Origin of the sequence: Stutzerimonas stutzeri (assembly GCF_009789555.1) — a bacterium.
Lineage (GTDB): Bacteria > Pseudomonadota > Gammaproteobacteria > Pseudomonadales > Pseudomonadaceae > Stutzerimonas > Stutzerimonas stutzeri_R.
Genome location: NZ_CP046902.1, coordinates 151,299 through 168,003, shown reverse-complemented (window position 1 = coordinate 168,003; position 16,705 = coordinate 151,299). Strand labels below are relative to the sequence as shown.

Annotated in this window: 14 protein-coding genes and 1 riboswitch; of the genes, 11 read left to right on the top strand and 3 right to left on the bottom strand. The window is 64.0% G+C overall.

All coding sequences use genetic code 11. The annotated features are described in order from the left end of the window. Positions 1-6: 6 nt before the first annotated feature. Positions 7-339, bottom strand: coding sequence for a DMT family transporter (locus GQA94_RS00835; protein WP_158186278.1), 333 nt, complete (start codon positions 337-339; stop codon positions 7-9). A gap of 132 nt (positions 340-471) precedes the next feature. On the opposite strand from GQA94_RS00835, the gene waaA reads away from it, so the two are divergent. After that, on the top strand, positions 472-1,743 hold the full coding sequence (gene waaA, locus GQA94_RS00830; protein WP_158186277.1) for a lipid IV(A) 3-deoxy-D-manno-octulosonic acid transferase: 1,272 nt from the start codon (positions 472-474) through the stop codon (positions 1,741-1,743). Positions 1,744-1,853: 110 nt separating this feature from the next. On the opposite strand, the gene GQA94_RS00825 is transcribed toward waaA, so the two are convergent. Next, a complete protein-coding gene (locus GQA94_RS00825) occupies positions 1,854-3,317 on the bottom strand; it encodes a TolC family outer membrane protein (protein WP_158186276.1) in 1,464 nt (487 codons plus the stop codon). 194 nt (positions 3,318-3,511) lie between these two features. Continuing rightward, positions 3,512-3,618: riboswitch (TPP riboswitch) on the top strand. Between the two features lie 102 nt (positions 3,619-3,720). On the opposite strand from GQA94_RS00825, the gene thiC reads away from it, so the two are divergent. Together thiC and cytX are read left to right on the top strand one after the other, a co-directional pair. Beyond that, the gene (gene thiC, locus GQA94_RS00820; protein WP_158186275.1) at positions 3,721-5,616 is read left to right on the top strand and encodes a phosphomethylpyrimidine synthase ThiC; all 1,896 of its coding nucleotides are present in this window, start codon (positions 3,721-3,723) and stop codon (positions 5,614-5,616) included. Between the two features lie 249 nt (positions 5,617-5,865). Beyond that, the gene (cytX, locus tag GQA94_RS00815; RefSeq protein ID WP_158186274.1) at positions 5,866-7,161 is read left to right on the top strand and encodes a putative hydroxymethylpyrimidine transporter CytX; all 1,296 of its coding nucleotides are present in this window, start codon (positions 5,866-5,868) and stop codon (positions 7,159-7,161) included. Here cytX and GQA94_RS00810 read toward each other — a convergent pair. Next, the gene (locus GQA94_RS00810; RefSeq protein ID WP_158186273.1) at positions 7,133-7,861 is read right to left on the bottom strand and encodes an RsiV family protein; all 729 of its coding nucleotides are present in this window, start codon (positions 7,859-7,861) and stop codon (positions 7,133-7,135) included. The two genes, cytX and GQA94_RS00810, sit on opposite strands and share 29 nt — an antisense overlap. Positions 7,862-8,089: 228 nt before the next feature. On the opposite strand from GQA94_RS00810, the gene nudF reads away from it, so the two are divergent. From nudF to parC, 8 genes are all read left to right on the top strand, one after another. Beyond that, the gene (gene nudF, locus GQA94_RS00805; protein WP_158186272.1) at positions 8,090-8,707 is read left to right on the top strand and encodes an ADP-ribose diphosphatase; all 618 of its coding nucleotides are present in this window, start codon (positions 8,090-8,092) and stop codon (positions 8,705-8,707) included. Further along, on the top strand, positions 8,704-9,150 hold the full coding sequence (locus tag GQA94_RS00800; protein WP_158186271.1) for a DUF1249 domain-containing protein: 447 nt from the start codon (positions 8,704-8,706) through the stop codon (positions 9,148-9,150). Before nudF ends, GQA94_RS00800 begins: the two co-directional genes overlap by 4 nt. 173 nt (positions 9,151-9,323) lie before the next feature. Further along, the gene (cpdA, locus tag GQA94_RS00795; RefSeq protein ID WP_158186270.1) at positions 9,324-10,139 is read left to right on the top strand and encodes a 3',5'-cyclic-AMP phosphodiesterase; all 816 of its coding nucleotides are present in this window, start codon (positions 9,324-9,326) and stop codon (positions 10,137-10,139) included. 113 nt (positions 10,140-10,252) lie between these two features. Then, positions 10,253-10,870, top strand: coding sequence for a YqiA/YcfP family alpha/beta fold hydrolase (locus GQA94_RS00790; RefSeq protein ID WP_158186269.1), 618 nt, complete (start codon positions 10,253-10,255; stop codon positions 10,868-10,870). An 18-nt stretch (positions 10,871-10,888) separates the two neighbouring features. Continuing rightward, positions 10,889-12,775, top strand: a complete 1,887-nt coding sequence (gene parE / locus GQA94_RS00785) for a DNA topoisomerase IV subunit B (protein ID WP_158186268.1) — start codon at positions 10,889-10,891, stop codon at positions 12,773-12,775. Beyond that, the gene (locus GQA94_RS00780) at positions 12,772-13,755 is read left to right on the top strand and encodes an esterase-like activity of phytase family protein (RefSeq protein ID WP_158186267.1); all 984 of its coding nucleotides are present in this window, start codon (positions 12,772-12,774) and stop codon (positions 13,753-13,755) included. The genes parE and GQA94_RS00780 overlap by 4 nt, the downstream gene beginning before the upstream one ends. Continuing rightward, complete coding sequence (locus GQA94_RS00775; RefSeq protein ID WP_158186266.1) at positions 13,752-14,279, top strand: retropepsin-like aspartic protease family protein; 528 nt, start codon at positions 13,752-13,754, stop codon at positions 14,277-14,279. Before GQA94_RS00780 ends, GQA94_RS00775 begins: the two co-directional genes overlap by 4 nt. Then, the gene (parC, locus tag GQA94_RS00770) at positions 14,276-16,534 is read left to right on the top strand and encodes a DNA topoisomerase IV subunit A (RefSeq protein ID WP_158186265.1); all 2,259 of its coding nucleotides are present in this window, start codon (positions 14,276-14,278) and stop codon (positions 16,532-16,534) included. Before GQA94_RS00775 ends, parC begins: the two co-directional genes overlap by 4 nt. The last annotated feature ends 171 nt before the right edge of the window (positions 16,535-16,705 follow it).

The window sequence follows — 16,705 nt, the reverse complement described above, 5'->3', positions numbered from 1 at the left end:
GGACGGCTAGTGGCCGGTACTGCCCGAAAACAGCTGGATGACGACCACGCCGGCAACGATCATGGCCATTCCAAGCATGGCCGGCAGATCGAGCGACTGCCGATAGATCAGTGCGGCCACCACGCTGACCAGGACGATGCCCAGGCCGGCCCAGATGGCATAGGCGATGCCCACCGGAATCGTCTTGACGACCAGGCTGAGCATCCAGAACGAGATGCCGTAGCCGACGACGACCAGGAACAGCGGCAGCGGCCGACTGAAACCGTCCAGCGCCTTCATCGAAGACGTTGCGATGACCTCGGCGGTAATGGCGATGGCAAGATAGATATAACCAGTCATGACGTCTCCGGCGGGTAGGGCGGGCGGGTGGTGCGCTACGTTCGGCTGCCGCGATGCGCGCGAGTTCGTCGGAGAGCCTGCACCGTTTTCGCTGTGGCCGTTGCGCAGATGCCTTTGCTAAGCTCCGCGGCCATGAATCGTACCCTTTATACCGTGCTGTTCCACCTTGCCCTGCCGCTTATCCTGGTGCGGCTTTTCTGGCGCGCTCGGCGTGCTCCGGCCTATTCGAAACGGATTGCCGAGCGTTTCGCGATCGGGTTGCCGGCATTCGAGCCCGGCGGTATCTGGGTACATGCGGTGTCGGTGGGCGAAAGCATCGCCGCCGCACCGATGATCCGGGCGCTCAGTGCGCGTTATCCGCAATTGCCGATTACCGTGACCTGCATGACGCCAACCGGCTCCGAGCGGATTCGCGCGTTGTTCGGCGACAGGGTGCAGCACTGCTACCTACCTTACGATTTGCCGTGGGCCGCGTCGCGCTTTATGCAGCGACTACAGCCGAAGCTGGCCGTGGTGATGGAAACCGAGCTATGGCCCAATCACATCCACCAGTGCGCGCGACGCGGCATCCCCGTGGCGCTGGCCAATGCGAGACTGTCCGAGCGCTCGGCGCGTGGCTACGCACGGCTCGCCCGGTTGACCGCGCCGATGCTGGCCGAATTGAGCCTGATCGCCGCACAGACCGAGGCCGAAGCGGTCCGCTTCCGACAGCTCGGTGCGCGGGAGGCCGCCGTGACGGTCACCGGCTCGATCAAGTTCGACCTCAGCATCGACCCGGCCCTTTGCGGGCAGGCGCAGGCATTGCGCCAGCAATGGAGCGCCTGCGCCCGTCCGATCTGGATCGGCGCCAGCACCCATACCGGCGAGGATGAAATCCTGCTGGCTGCCCACCGCCAGTTGCTGAGCGTGCATCCCGACGCGCTGTTGATTCTGGTGCCGCGTCATCCTGAGCGATTCGGTTCGGTGTACGAGCTGTGTCGCAAACAGGGCTTTGCTACCGTTCGGCGCTCTATCGGCGAGCCGCCGCTGGCGCAGACGCAGGTTTTGCTGGGCGACACCATGGGCGAGCTGCTGTTTCTGTTCGCCCTGGCCGATGTGGCGTTCGTGGGCGGTAGCCTGGTGCCCACTGGCGGACACAATCTGTTGGAGCCTGCCGCGCTCGGCAAGCCCGTACTGACCGGCCCGCATCTGTTCAATTTTCTCGACATCGCCGCTCAGTTGCGGGACGCCGGTGCGTTGCAGGAGATCGACAGTGCACCCGAGCTGGCAGCGGCGATCGAGGCATTCTGGTCCGATCCGGCGGCCACGGCGAAGGCGCGTGATGCAGGCTACGGTGTCTTGAAAAACAACCAGGGCGCGCTGGGGCGGCTCCTGGACGGCCTGGGGAGACTGCTTGGCAGCTGAGGCGAGCGCCGGGCCTGTTGAACCTAGCAAGCCCTCGGTCCTGACAGGTGCTCGCCCTCGAGCTAGCCCCATGCGGACCGGAGGCGCGACGGCTGGGAACGGTGTTCGGGCTACTCCACGCGAACCGGCTTGCCGATGTTTTCCGACAGATCAGGTGGGAGAAAGTCGACGTCCGGGTCGTAGTCTGCTTTCAGATAGCGCTGCAGGTCCTCCAGGTCGCCCGGATTGAGCGTGCCGGCGGCCTGCTTCAGACGCAGGTTGTCGAGAATGTAGTCGTACCGGGCATTGTTGTAGTCGCGTACCGCGGCGAACAGGCGGCGCTGGGCGTCGAGTACATCGACGATGTTGCGCGTGCCCACCTGATAACCGATGTCGGTGGCTTGCAATGCACTCTGGTTGGAAACGATCGACTGCCGGCGTGCCTGGACCTGCTCCACATCGGTATTGACCGCACGATGCAGGTTACGGGTGGACTCGACCACCTGGCGACGCAGGCTCTCGCGCTGCTGCTCGGTTTGCGTCAATTGGTGAAAGGCTTCGCGGCTCAGGGAGGTGGTCAGGCCCCCGCTGTACAGCGGGATATTAAGCTGCAGACCGATGCTGCCCTGCTCGACGTCACCGTTGTAACGCGGCAGATCGAAGCCGGGAATATCCATGGAGCCGGTATTGGAGAATCCAAGGCTGTCGTTGTCACCTTTGCTGTAGCTGGCAAACGCATCGACCGTCGGCGCATGGCCGGCGCGGCGCTGGCGAAGGGTTTCCTCGGCCGCGATGACCGCCTTGTCGACCGCTTGCAGATCGAGATTCTGTCGCGCCGCGGTATCGACCCAGGCACTGGCGTCGTTCGGCACGGGCGGCAGAACCGGCAGGCTGTGCTCGATGCCTTCGAGCGCCAGGTACTGGCGATTGGTCAGGGTGAACAGCGCCTGGAAGGCATCGTCGACCTGGCGCTGCGCGATCATCCGGTTCGCGCGGGCAGTATCGAAGCCTGCCTGAGCCTCGAGCACGTCGGTGCGGTCGGACAGACCGACCTCGAAGCGCTCGTCGGCCTGATCGAGCTGCCGTTGGAAGGCGGCTTCTTCGGCCTTGGCGGCGGCGAGAGTGTCCTGTGCGCGCAGGACCGCGAAATAAGCCTGGGCGCTGAGGCGGATCAGATCCTGTTCGGCGATCGAGTACTGCAGCGCTGCCTGCTCGCTGATCGCCTGCGCGGCCTGTAATTGGAACCAGCGGTCGGCGCGAAAGATCGGCTGGCTCAGGGTCGCCTGGTAGACGGTGCCGCTGCGCGACAGCGAGCGCGAACCGGCACTGGTGTCGATGTCGATGTCGGTGCGGGTGCGGCTCGTCTCCGCGCCGGCACTCAGGTTGGGCAGCAGTCCGGAGCGCGCCTGGGGCACCACCTCCTGGATGGCCTGGTACTGGGCTCTGGCCGCTGCGAGGTCGGCGTTGTTTTCGACGGCCTGACGATAGACGCTGACCAGATCGGTGCGGTTGGAAAGCGGAGGTGCAGTCTCGGCCCATGCCAGCCCCGACGAGGCGGCGGTCACGGCGAGTGCCAGCGTGAGTCTGCGCAGCATGTGCGTCTTTCCCTGAAGCGAAGTGATGGGCAAGGCTATGCGCGGCCATGCGGGCGGTCAAGGTGCTTGGTGAGGTCACGTGAACGCACGGCTGAAAGGGGGCGACCCGGCTGGGTGCGATGGAAATCTGACTCATCGGTCGCGCATCGCGCGCCTGGCGTGGCTTTCCTTGCGAGTCTTGATTACACTCGATCGCGTTCTTGTCGGGGTGCCTTGAAGCGAAGGCTGAGATCGGAAAGTTCCGGATCCCGTTGAACCTGATCAGGTTAAGGCCTGCGTAGGGAACAAGATGTGCTCGCTGGTCCTGTCTGCGAGTCTCTCGGCGCCAGCCCCGGCGCGCCCGATGCCCTTTCCCCGCCGTGTTTTTCAGGTTCGCTCCGACAATTCTCGAGGAGCCAGTCTGATGCGTGCAGAACAACAAAACCTGAGTGAATCGGCCCAGGTCGATCAACAATCGATCCAGCCTTTCCCGCGTTCCCGGAAAATCTACGTGCAGGGATCGCGCCCGGACATTCGCGTGCCGATGCGCGAGATCAGCCTCGACGCGACCCCTACGGCCTTTTCCGGGCCTGGCGGCGCTGGCGAGATCAACGCGCCGGTGCTGGTGTATGACACCTCCGGCCCTTATACCGACCCGGCCGTGACCATCGATGTGCGAAAGGGTCTGGCCGACGTGCGTTCGGCCTGGATCGACGACCGAGGCGACACCGAACTGCTCGACGGGCTGAGTTCCAGGTTCGGCCAGCAGCGCCTTGCCGACGCCGAGCTGACCAGGATGCGCTTTGCCCACGTGCGCAACCCGCGCCGCGCCAAGCCAGGCCGGAATGTCAGCCAGATGCACTATGCGCGTCAGGGCATCATCACGCCCGAGATGGAATTCGTCGCCATCCGCGAAAACATGAAATTGCAGGAAGCGCGCGCCGCCGGCCTACTCAACGAGCAGCACGCCGGGCAGCGTTTCGGTGCATCGATACCGAAAGAGATCACCGCTGAATTCGTGCGTGACGAAGTGGCGCGAGGCCGCGCGATCATCCCTGCCAACATCAACCACACCGAGCTGGAGCCGATGATCATCGGCCGCAACTTCCTGGTGAAGATCAATGGCAACATCGGCAATTCGGCGCTGGGGTCGAGCATCGAGGAAGAGGTCGCCAAGCTGACCTGGGGCATTCGCTGGGGGTCGGACACGGTCATGGACCTGTCCACCGGCAAGCACATCCACGAAACCCGCGAATGGATCATCCGCAACGCCCCCGTACCGATCGGAACGGTGCCGATCTACCAGGCGCTGGAGAAGGTCAACGGCATCGCCGAGGAGCTGACCTGGGAGCTGTTCCGCGACACGCTGATCGAACAGGCCGAACAGGGAGTCGATTATTTCACCATCCACGCCGGTGTCCTGCTGCGCTACGTGCCGCTGACCGCCAAGCGCGTCACCGGCATCGTGTCTCGCGGTGGTTCGATCATGGCCAAGTGGTGCCTGGCGCATCACCAGGAGAACTTCCTCTACACGCACTTCGAGGAAATCTGCGAAATCATGAAGGCCTACGACGTCAGCTTCTCGCTGGGCGACGGCCTGCGCCCCGGCTCCATCGCCGATGCCAACGACGCCGCGCAGTTCGGTGAGCTGGAAACCCTCGGTGAGCTGACCAGGATCGCCTGGAAGCACGACGTCCAGTGCATGATCGAAGGGCCGGGTCACGTGCCGATGCAGCTGATCAAGGAGAACATGGACAAGCAGCTCGAATGCTGCGACGAGGCGCCGTTCTATACCCTCGGCCCGCTGACCACCGACATCGCGCCGGGCTACGACCACATCACCAGCGGCATCGGTGCGGCCATGATCGGCTGGTTCGGTTGCGCCATGCTTTGCTACGTGACGCCCAAAGAGCATCTGGGCCTGCCGAACAAGGACGACGTCAAGACCGGGATTATCACCTACAAGATCGCCGCGCATGCCGCCGATCTCGCCAAGGGGCATCCGGGCGCGCAGATTCGCGATAACGCCTTGTCCAAGGCGCGTTTCGAGTTCCGCTGGGAAGACCAGTTCAACCTCGGGCTGGACCCGGACACCGCGCGCAGCTACCACGATGAAACCCTGCCGAAGGACTCGGCCAAGGTGGCGCATTTCTGCTCGATGTGCGGGCCGAAATTCTGCTCGATGAAGATTACCCAGGAGGTCCGTGACTATGCGGCGCAAAACGGCCTGACCGATGAGCAGAAAGCCATCGAAGCTGGCTTTGCCGAGCAGTCGTCACGCTTCAAGGACGAAGGGTCGGTGATCTACAAGCAGGTCTGAGGGTGCGCGCAGGGCGGCGTAGCGCTTCGTGCGCCTCGCTCCCTGGCGACTGGCATGGCTCGATGGGGGCGTCGGAGGCGTGGATGACCTCTGACGCTGTCCACCCTGGCGAGCCTCAAGCGCTCGCTCCGGTGAGCAAACGCCGTCCGGCCGCAGTCAGCGGCTGCGCCTGGATTCGTCTGCGCGAGCGAGCAGTCTCGCTCCGTGGCTTTGCGCCGGGCAACCGGCTTTTTTTTCGAGACTACCTACGTGAATACGCCTGGCCTTTATTCTCCGCATCATGCGATCGACCCCACGCAGCGCGTTCTCGGTGGACGCGATCTGTTCTCCCTTTGGTTTTCGCTGGGTATCGGCCTGATGGTACTGCAGCTGGGCGCCCTGCTCGCGCCTGGGCTCGGCATGAGTGGGGCGCTGCTGGCGATCCTCAGCGGCACCGCGGTCGGCGTGCTGTTGCTGGGTGCGGTCGCGGTGATCGGCTGCGACACCGGCCTGTCGTCGATGGCCAACCTCAAGCTCACGCTGGGTGGTCGCGGCGCGGTACTGCCTGCATTGCTCAATCTGGTGCAACTGGTCGGTTGGGGCGCATTCGAACTCATCGTCATGCGCGACGCGGCGAGCCTCTTGGCCGCCCGTGCGTTTGGCCAAGAGAGCGGATTGACCAGTCCCATCCTCTGGACGGTGTCGTTTGGCGTGCTGGCCACGCTGTTGGCAATCACCGGTCCGCTGACGTTCGTGCGACGGATACTGCGCAAGTGGGGCATCTGGCTGCTGCTGGGCGCCTGCCTGTGGCTGACCTGGAACCTGCTGGACAAAGCCGATCTGCCAGCACTCTGGGCGCGGCAGGGCGATGGCTCGCTGCCGTTCGCGCTGGGCTTCGATATCGCCATCGCCATGCCGTTGTCGTGGCTGCCGCTGATCGCCGATTACTCGCGCTTCGGCAAGGCGGCACGGCGTGTGTTCGGCGGCACCGTGATCGGTTTCTTTGTCGGCAACGTCTGGCTGATGAGCCTCGGCGTGGCCTATACCCTGGCATTTGCAAGCGCTGGCGAAGTCAACGCGTTGCTGCTGGCATTGGCGGGCGCCGGGCTGGGTATCCCGCTGTTGCTGATTCTGCTCGATGAGTCCGAAAATGCCTTCGCCGACATCCATTCGGCAGCGGTTTCGGTGGGCGTGCTGCTCCCGGTTCGTATCGAGTGGCTGGCGCTGATCATCGGCGCGCTTTGCACGTTCATCGCCTGGCTCGCGCCGCTGGCCGAATATCAGAACTTCCTGCTGCTGATCGGCTCGGTGTTCGCGCCGCTGTTCGGCGTGGTGCTGGTCGATCATTTCCTGCTGCGGCGGCGGGGTCTGCAGCCGGCGCGGCTGGTGGCGCTGCGCTGGGAGGCGCTGCTGGCGTGGGGCTGCGGCGTAATGACCTACCACTGGCTGACGAGCGCCTGGCCGCAGATCGGGGCCAGCCTGCCGGCGCTCTTCGTCTCGGGTGGACTGTTGCTGCTGCTGAGCCGCGTCAGCCGTGTTACGGCAGATATGCCGGCTTCACAATAGCGGCGAGTTCCTCGTACGGGATTTCCAGTTCGGGATGGCCGCTCGAGTAGGGCGCGATGCTGTAGACGTCGTATTTCAGCAGCACCTTGTCGCGTAGCAGCGCGACATGAGGGGTCCGCTGGAACGGCCACTGCTGGGAAAACGCGGCGTCGTGGTCGTTGGCCACCAGCCAGCGCTGGTGCGCCTGTGCGGCGGCGCGCCAGAAGGCGCCCTCCTTGCCGGGAAGGAGAATGTCGGCCAGTTGCAGCTCGCGGTCCTGTTCACGGTCATAGTTGATGAAGCCGCGCCCGGGCATGCCGTGTGCACCTCCGGTGTACAGGTAGCTCGACAGCTCGACGACCAGCAGCGTGTCATGCTGGTCGCGCAACTTCGCTTGGAGATAGCTGCTCCAGCCGGGCTCGGCATCGTGCAGGAAATCCTGCTGGTAGCCTTCCAGCGTGGCCGGCACCACCGCCTCCGGGCTGTTCACGGTCATCTTGCGTAACCGCTGGTCGATCAGCGCGTTCAACGCAGGCTCATCGGCGAACAGCTGGGTATCGATGTTGACCAGCGGGCAGCTGTCGTCCTGCTCCGGGCAGCCGGCGGGACGTTGCTCGCTGACGATCTGTCGAACGTCGACAGCGCGCCCTGCACCAAAGTGCTGGCAGGCGCTGAGCAGCAGTGCGAGGGTGATCAGTACGAGGGATTGGCGAAAAGGCATCAGTGACTTCATGGCTCTAATGGTGACTGCGGTGCGGTTTCGAGTGCCAGTGGATAGGGAAGTTCGTATGGCGTCGTCAAGCAATTTTTAACCGTGCGAGTGGTCTGCAAAGGGCTGCGCCTGAATAAACGGCGCGCTAGGATGACACTTCAAAGACCGCTCACGCCGTGACGGTTGCAGCCTTTCCAGCGCCAGGCGGGCGCGGACAAACCGATATGTGAGTGCTTCATGACCGATACGTTCAAACCCGGCTCGGATGATGTCCAGATCATCGAGCGAGAGCAATGCTTCAATGGCTTTTATCGCCTGGATCGTTTGCAGCTGCGCCATCGTTTGTTCAGCGGCGGCATGGGCCGGCAGTTGGAGCGCGAGCTGTTCGTGCGGCACGATGCGGTCTGCGTCCTGCCTTACGATCCGCGTCGGGACGAGGTCGTGCTGATCGAGCAGTTTCGGGTCGGCGCGATAGGCAAGGTCGACAATCCATGGTTGATCGAACTGGTCGCCGGCCTGATCGACAAGGATGAACAGCCCGAGGAGGTGGCACGCCGCGAAGCCGTCGAAGAGGCGGGGCTGGAAATCGCCGAGCTGTGGCCTGTGACCACCTATTTTCCATCACCAGGCGGCAGCACCGAGCGGGTGCACCTTTTCGTCGGGCATTGCGACAGCTCCAATGCGGGGGGCGTGTTCGGGCTGGATGAAGAGGGCGAGGACATCCGCGTGCATGTCTGGTCGATGCAGAGGGCCCTGCAGGCGGTGCGCGACGGTGGCATCGACAATGCCGCGAGCATCATTGCGCTGCAGTGGCTGGCCTTGAATCGCGATGAAATCAGGGGGGCATGGGCATGAGGCGAACGCGCGAGCGGTATCGTGTCGATCTGCTGGAGTTGCAGGCGGCCTGCGAGGCGAATTACCTGCGGCTGATGCGTCTGTTGCCAGAGATGCGCAACCCGTCCGAGACACGTCGGATCGCCATGAGCCAGGGCGACCGGCTGCTCGGCGTACTCGTGCTGAAGGTCGTGGAAAGCTGCCCCTATACCACCACGGTGCAAATCAGCCAGCAGGATTGCCTGCCCTGGTTGCCGGTGCCCCAGATGGACGTGCGGGTCTATCACGATGCCCGTATGGCTGAAGTGATCAGCGCCGAGAATGCCCGACGGTTTCGCGGCATCTACAGCTATCCCAACGCGCAGATGCACCAGCCCGACGAGAAGAACCAGCTCAACCTGTTCCTGGGCGAATGGCTCGGTCACTGCCTGGCCTGCGGTCATGAACTCGAGCCGGTGCTGTAGCCCGCTATCAGCGTTCAACCAGGCCCTGCAACAAGAACATGACCGTCCTGTGACGCAGCCAGCGCACTGACTCGCTCGCCGTGGGTTCTGTGATGCAAGCCCGCATCGCGTGGTTTACCCCCACAACCGCCAGCCACCATAATTCCTCCGCCATTCGCCAAAGGAGACGGGTCTTGGCTGCTTCGACCCTCATCGCTGAAAAAGACTCGGTACTGCTGGTGCAGCTGACGGACAGTCATCTGTTCGCCGAGGCGGGCGGCAAGTTGCTGGGCATGGACACCGGCGAGAGCCTGCAACGGGTCGTCGATCTGGTCATCGATGAGCAGCCGAGTGTCGACTTGATACTGGCGACCGGCGACCTTTCACAGGACGGTTCGCTGGCCTCCTATCAGCGTTTTCGTCAGTTGTCCGAGCGTATCGACGCGCCGGTACGCTGGTGCCCCGGCAACCACGACGAACTGGCGGCCATGCAGGAAGCGACTCGCGGCAGCGAGCTCATGCAGCCTGTGCTGGATATCGGCGCGTGGCGGGTCATCCTGCTCGATACGCTGGTGCCGGGTTCGGTATTCGGGATGCTTCGCGACGACCAGCTGGCGCTGCTCGAGCGAACCTTGCGCGAGGCACCGCAGCGTCATCATCTGGTCTGCCTGCATCATCATCCGGTCAGCATTGGCAGTCGCTGGATGGACAGCATCGGTCTGCACAACCGTGACGCCCTGTTCGATGTGCTCGATCGCTTTGACTGTGTGCAGGCAGTGCTCTGGGGCCACATACACCAAGAGTTCGATGCCGTGCGTGGGGGCGTCCGCCTGCTTGCAACGCCGTCGACGGGCGTGCAGTTCGCGCCGGGCAGCGAGGATTTTCAGGTCGACACCCGCGCCCCGGGCTACCGCTGGCTGCGTCTGCACGCCGATGGGCGTCTCGACACCGGGGTTTCCCGAGTGGTCGGTACGACCTTCGAGGTGGATTACAGCATCAAGGGCTATTGAAGCCCGAGCGCTGGCGACTGACGCAATGGCCGGCGCGGCTCGTGTCATGTGGCTTGCAGCCAGCGCGCCTCGCCTAGTAGCCTTTCGGTCTTTTGCCAGCCCAGCGAACCAGCATGACCCACACGCACCCCGCCATTCTCTACATGCACGGCCTGAACAGCTCTCCGTTGTCGCAGAAGGCCAGCCAGTTGACCGCGGCGCTGGAGCGCATCGGCATGGGGGCATGGCTGCGAGTACCGGCCTTGCACCATCATCCTCGCCAGGCCATCGCGCAGCTTGAATCGGCATTGGCCGAGCTGGGGCGCCCGCTGCTGGTCGGCAGCTCCCTCGGCGGATACTATGCAACGCATCTCGCCGAGCGCCACGGGCTCAAGGCTTTGTTGATCAATCCGGCCGTGACGCCGCATCGTCGCTTCGAGGGTTACCTCGGTACACAGACCAATCTGTACACGGGCGAGGCGTGGGAGCTGACCGAGGACCACGTGGTGGCCCTGGCCGAGCTTGAAGTGCCGCCGCCGCAAGACGCCGAGCGCTACCAGGTCTGGTTGCAGACGGGTGACGAAACCCTCGATTACCGGCATGCCGCCGACTTCTATAAGGGTTGCGCTGTGCGCATCCAGGCTGGCGGCGATCATGGCTTCCAGGGGTTCACCGAGCGGCTTCCCGCTCTGCTGGCGTTTGCCGGCTTCGACCCGGCGATTTTCGCAGACGTCGATTTCTCCGATTCATAAGGACATCACGAGACGCCCATGTCTTACACCGCACAAGCCATCGAAGTCCTCTCCGGCCTGGATCCGGTGCGCAAGCGTCCGGGTATGTACACCGACACCTCTCGGCCCAATCATCTGGCGCAGGAGGTCATTGACAACAGCGTGGACGAAGCGCTGGCGGGTCATGCCAGTTCCGTCCAGGTGATCCTGCACCAGGATAATTCTCTCCAGGTCATCGACGACGGGCGCGGCATGCCCGTGGATATCCACCCGGAAGAGGGTGTCTCGGGTGTCGAGCTGATCCTCACCAAACTGCACGCCGGCGGCAAGTTTTCCAACAAGAACTACCAGTTCTCCGGCGGTTTGCACGGGGTCGGCATCTCGGTCGTCAATGCCTTGTCGACCCGCGTCGAGGTGACCGTCAAGCGGGACGGTAGTGAATACCGCATGACCTTCGCCGATGGGTTCAAGGCCAGCGAGCTGGACGTCGTCGGTTCGGTCGGCAAGCGCAACACTGGCACCAGCGTGCATTTCTGGGCCGATCCGAAGTATTTCGATACGCCGAAGTTCTCCATCAGCCGCCTCAAGCACGTGCTCAAAGCCAAGGCCGTGCTTTGCCCCGGGCTCAACGTCAGTTTCGAGGACAAGAGCAGCGGCGAAAAAGTCGAATGGCATTACGAGGACGGGCTTCGCTCGTATCTGGTCGATGCTGTCAGCGACTTTGCCCGCCTGCCCGACGAGCCCTTCTGCGGCAGTCTGGCTGGCAGCAAGGAGGCGGTCGACTGGGCGTTGCTGTGGCTCCCCGAAGGTGGCGACAGCGTCCAGGAAAGCTACGTCAACCTGATCCCCACTGCGCAGGGCGGGACGCATGTCAACGGCCTGCGCCAGGGATTGCTGGATGCCATGCGCGAGTTCTGCGAGTTCCGCAACCTGCTACCGCGCGGCGTCAAGCTGGCCCCGGAGGATGTCTGGGAGCGGATCGCCTTCGTGCTTTCGACCAAAATGCAGGAACCCCAGTTTTCCGGCCAGACCAAGGAGCGGTTGTCCTCGCGTGAAGCGGCGGCGTTCGTCTCCGGCGTGGTCAAGGACGCGTTCAGCCTGTGGCTCAACGCGCATCCCGAGCTTGGCCTGCAATTGGCCGAACTGGCGATCAGCAACGCCGGACGTCGTCTCAAGGCCAGCAAGAAGGTCGAGCGCAAGCGCATTACCCAAGGGCCGGCGCTGCCCGGCAAGCTGGCCGACTGCGCTGGCCAGGACCCGGCGCGCTCCGAGCTGTTTCTGGTGGAGGGCGATTCGGCCGGCGGCTCGGCCAAGCAGGCGCGTGACAAGGAGTTCCAGGCGATCATGCCGCTGCGCGGCAAGATATTGAACACCTGGGAAGTCGACGGCAGCGAAGTGCTGGCCAGCCAGGAGGTGCACGATATCGCGGTCGCCATCGGCGTCGACCCCGGCGCGGCGGACATCTCCCAGCTGCGTTATGGCAAGATCTGCATCCTCGCCGACGCCGATTCGGACGGCCTGCACATCGCCACGCTGCTGTGCGCCCTGTTCGTTCGGCACTTCCGTCCGCTGGTCGACGCCGGTCATGTCTATGTGGCGATGCCGCCGCTGTACCGCATCGATCTGGGCAAGGACATCTTCTATGCGCTGGACGAAGCCGAGCGCGACGGCATTCTCGATCGCCTGCTGGCCGAGAAGCGCCGCGGCAAGCCGCAGGTCACCCGCTTCAAGGGGCTGGGTGAAATGAATCCGCCGCAGCTGCGCGAAACCACCATGGACCCCAACACGCGACGGCTCGTGCAGCTGACGCTTGGTGATTTCGACGGCACCCGTGAAATCATGGACATGCTGCTGGCCAAAAAGCGCGCGGGCGATCGCAAAAGCTGGCTCGAATCCAAGGGCAACCTCGCCGAGGTGCTGATTTGAACGCTCGCTGGGTTGCACTGGTGGCCGCGCTGGCGGCCCCGGCGTGGGGAGCGCAGGACGTTGCGGAACTGGCGTTGGAGAGCGAACACCCGGTGGAAGGGATCGCCCAGGGCAACCTTTCCGGACTGGCCTGGTGCGGTGATGGGCTCTGGGCCGTCTCGGACCGTGAGGACGACCGGTTGTACCGCCTCGATGCCAGTGAAACCGTCTGGCAAGCCGAAGCCGAGCAGTTCGAGTTACCGCCCGTGCCGAACACCGGTTTGTCGTGGGGCGTGCGCATGCGGGCCGCTATCACCGGCCTGGTGCGCGGCGGCGAAATGGATTTCGAGGGTCTGAGCTGCGACAGCCTGGGCAACCGCTACCTGGTCAGCGAAGCGCACGCGGCGGTGCTGCGGGTCAATCCGGCAGGCACGGCCGAATGGCTGAACCTGCCTGACAGCCTGGTGCGCCAGGCACGCGCGAGCGGCATGCTGCTGCAGTTCAATGCGATGTTCGAGGGCATCACGGTTGATCCGGAGGCCAATCGCCTGTGGTTGGCGGCCGAACACAGTCGCCGGGGCCTGATGGTCATGCATCGCAAGCAGAGCGTCTGGCAGTGCACGGGTGGCTGTGTGTTACTGGCCGAGGGGGGGAGCGAACCACCACCGCCAGCGATGGCCGAAAGCGATCAGCCCCGGAGGTTTTCCGGCCTGGCTTTCCACATGGACAAACTGTTCACCCTCGAACCCGTTTCCAACCGGATTTGTCGGCGCAACCCGGCGTCCGGCGATAGCGAGCTGTGCTGGTCCTATGCAGCCACGGCATTGGCGGACGGACGCCGCTATGACACCCCGTTCGGCAATGCCGAAGCGCTGTGGGTGGATGCAGAGGGCGCCTGGATCGGCGTCGACAACAATGGTCTGACGCGCGCCGACGGTGAAACGCGTCCGGTGGTCTGGCGATTTGCCGCGCCAAAGGGCGGCTGGGGTGCCAAACAGTGACGCAGCCCGCCGGCCGCCGCGCCGGCCGCGTCATGCTGGTGCTGGCCTGGGGCGCGGGGCTGCTATTGGCCACGCAGTTTTTTGCCGACTGGGAACAGAGTCGCTTCAATCCCAATCGTGAACCGGTTTCGGTGGTGCAGGGCGACCAGATCGAGGTGCGGCTGGACAGTAACAGCCAGGGGCACTTCGTCGCCGACGGACTGATCAACGGTGAGCCGGTCACCTTCCTGCTGGACACCGGGGCGACCGATGTGGCGATACCCGCCGAGCAGGCGGAGCGCCTCGACCTGGCCCGTGGTGCGCCGGTGGCGCTGCAGACCGCCAATGGCGTGACGACGGGCTACCGTACGGTGCTCGAGAGCCTGACGCTTGGAAATATCGTCCTGCATGACGTGCGTGCGCTCATTGCGCCCGGCTTCGGCGGCGAACAGGTTCTGCTGGGCATGAGTGCCCTGAAACAACTCGAATTCACCCAGCGCGCAGGCACTCTGGTGCTGCGCCAACATGCCACGGATCGACCATGAGCGAAACTATCGACCTGAGCCTGGACGGCGTGGAGCGTCGCTCCCTCGCTGATTTCACCGAGCAGGCTTACCTCAATTATTCGATGTACGTGATCATGGATCGCGCACTGCCGCACATTGGCGACGGCCTCAAACCGGTGCAGCGGCGGATCATCTACGCCATGAGCGAGCTGGGGCTGAACGCCGATTCGAAGCACAAGAAGTCGGCGCGTACCGTCGGTGACGTGCTGGGCAAGTTCCACCCTCACGGCGATTCGGCCTGCTATGAAGCGATGGTGCTGATGGCCCAGCCGTTCAGTTACCGCTACACGCTGGTCGACGGCCAGGGCAACTGGGGTGCGCCGGACGATCCGAAGTCGTTCGCCGCCATGCGCTACACCGAGGCCCGCCTGTCCCGCTATTCGGAAGTGCTGCTGTCCGAGCTGGGGCAGGGCACGGTCGATTGGGTGCCGAACTTCGACGGCACGCTCGACGAGCCGGCGACGTTGCCGGCGCGCCTGCCCAATCTGCTGCTCAACGGCACCACCGGTATCGCCGTGGGCATGGCGACCGACGTACCGCCCCACAACCTGCGCGAAGTCGCCGCCGCCTGCGTGCGCCTGCTCGACGAGCCGAGTACCTCCGTGGAGCAGCTCTGCGAGCACGTACAAGGCCCGGATTATCCGACCGAGGCGGAAATCGTCACGCCTCGCGCTGACCTGCTGAAGATTTATGAAACGGGCCGCGGTTCGGTGCGCATGCGCGCCGTGTATCGCGTCGAGGACGGCGACATCGTGGTCACCTCGCTGCCGCACCAGGTGTCAGGCTCCAAGGTGCTGGAACAGATCGCCTCGCAGATGCAGGCGAAAAAGCTGCCGATGGTGGCCGATCTGCGCGACGAGTCGGACCACGAAAACCCGTGCCGGATCGTCATCATTCCGCGCTCCAACCGGGTCGACGCGCATGAACTGATGCAGCACCTGTTCGCGACCACCGAGCTGGAGTCCAGCTATCGGGTCAACACCAACGTGATCGGCCTCGACGGCCGCCCGCAGGTGAAGAACCTCAAGGTGTTGCTCAGTGAGTGGTTGACCTACCGCATCGGTACCGTGCGCCGTAGGTTGCAGTTCCGCCTGGACAAGGTTGAGAAGCGGCTGCACCTGTTGGAAGGTTTGCTGGTAGCGTTCCTCAACCTCGACGAAGTGATTCATATCATTCGGACCGAGGACCAGCCCAAGCCGGTCCTGATGGCGCGTTTCGAGCTGTCCGAGCTACAGGCCGACTACATTCTCGACACCCGCCTGCGTCAGCTGGCGCGCCTGGAAGAGATGAAGATTCGCGGCGAGCAGGACGAGCTGGCCAAGGAGCGGGACAGGCTGCTGGCATTGCTGGGCAGCGAGGCCAAGCTGAAGAAACTGGTGCGCAAGGAACTGATCGCCGACGCCGAGACCTATGGCGACGACCGCCGCTCCCCCATCGTGGCGCGCGCCGAAGCGCGGGCGCTGTCGGAAAACGAACTGCTGCCCTCCGAGCCGGTCACCGTGGTGATCTCGGAAAAAGGCTGGGCGCGTTGCGCCAAGGGCCACGACATCGACGCCACCGGACTGTCCTACAAGGCCGGAGATGGCTTCCGGGCCGCTGCGACGGGCCGATCCAACCAGTACGCGGTGTTCATCGATTCCAGCGGTCGTAGCTATTCGCTGCCGGCACACTCGCTTCCTTCTGCGCGCGGCCAGGGCGAGCCGCTTACCGGACGCCTCACGCCGCCGCCGGGCGCCAGCTTCGAGTGCGTACTGCTGCCAGAGGACGATGCGCTGTATGTCATTGCCTCGGATGCCGGTTATGGCTTCGTGGTCAAGGGCGAGGATCTGCAAGCCAAGAACAAGGCAGGCAAGGCGCTGCTGTCGCTGCCGACCGGTGCGCGCGTGGTCGCGCCGCGGCCGCTGAGCAATCGAGATCAGGACTGGCTGGCCGCTGTGACGACCGAAGGGCGATTGTTGGTGTTCCCGGTTCGCGACCTGCCACAACTGGGCAAGGGCAAGGGTAACAAGATCATCGGTATCGCTGGCGACCGCGTAGCCAGCCGTGAGGAGTACCTGATGGATCTCGCCGTGCTGCCTGAGGGAGCGACGCTGGTGCTGCAGGCCGGCAAGCGCACCCTGTCGCTCAAGGCTGATGATCTTGAACATTACAAGGGTGAGCGCGGCAGGCGAGGAAACAAGCTGCCTCGGGGCTTCCAGCGTGTGGATGCGCTGCTGGTCGAGACGCTGAACTGAGGCCGAGCCTCATTGGAGGCTGGCATCCGGCGAACGTTTCACGGAAGATAGCGGCCTTCTCATTTCATCCATTCGCGAGACGATTGCTGCAATCAGCCGCCGCCTCGCGGGCAAGACAATCGGTACGGCGACCCGGGTGGCCGATGCAGCGAAGCAGGTCGGAACCTGCTG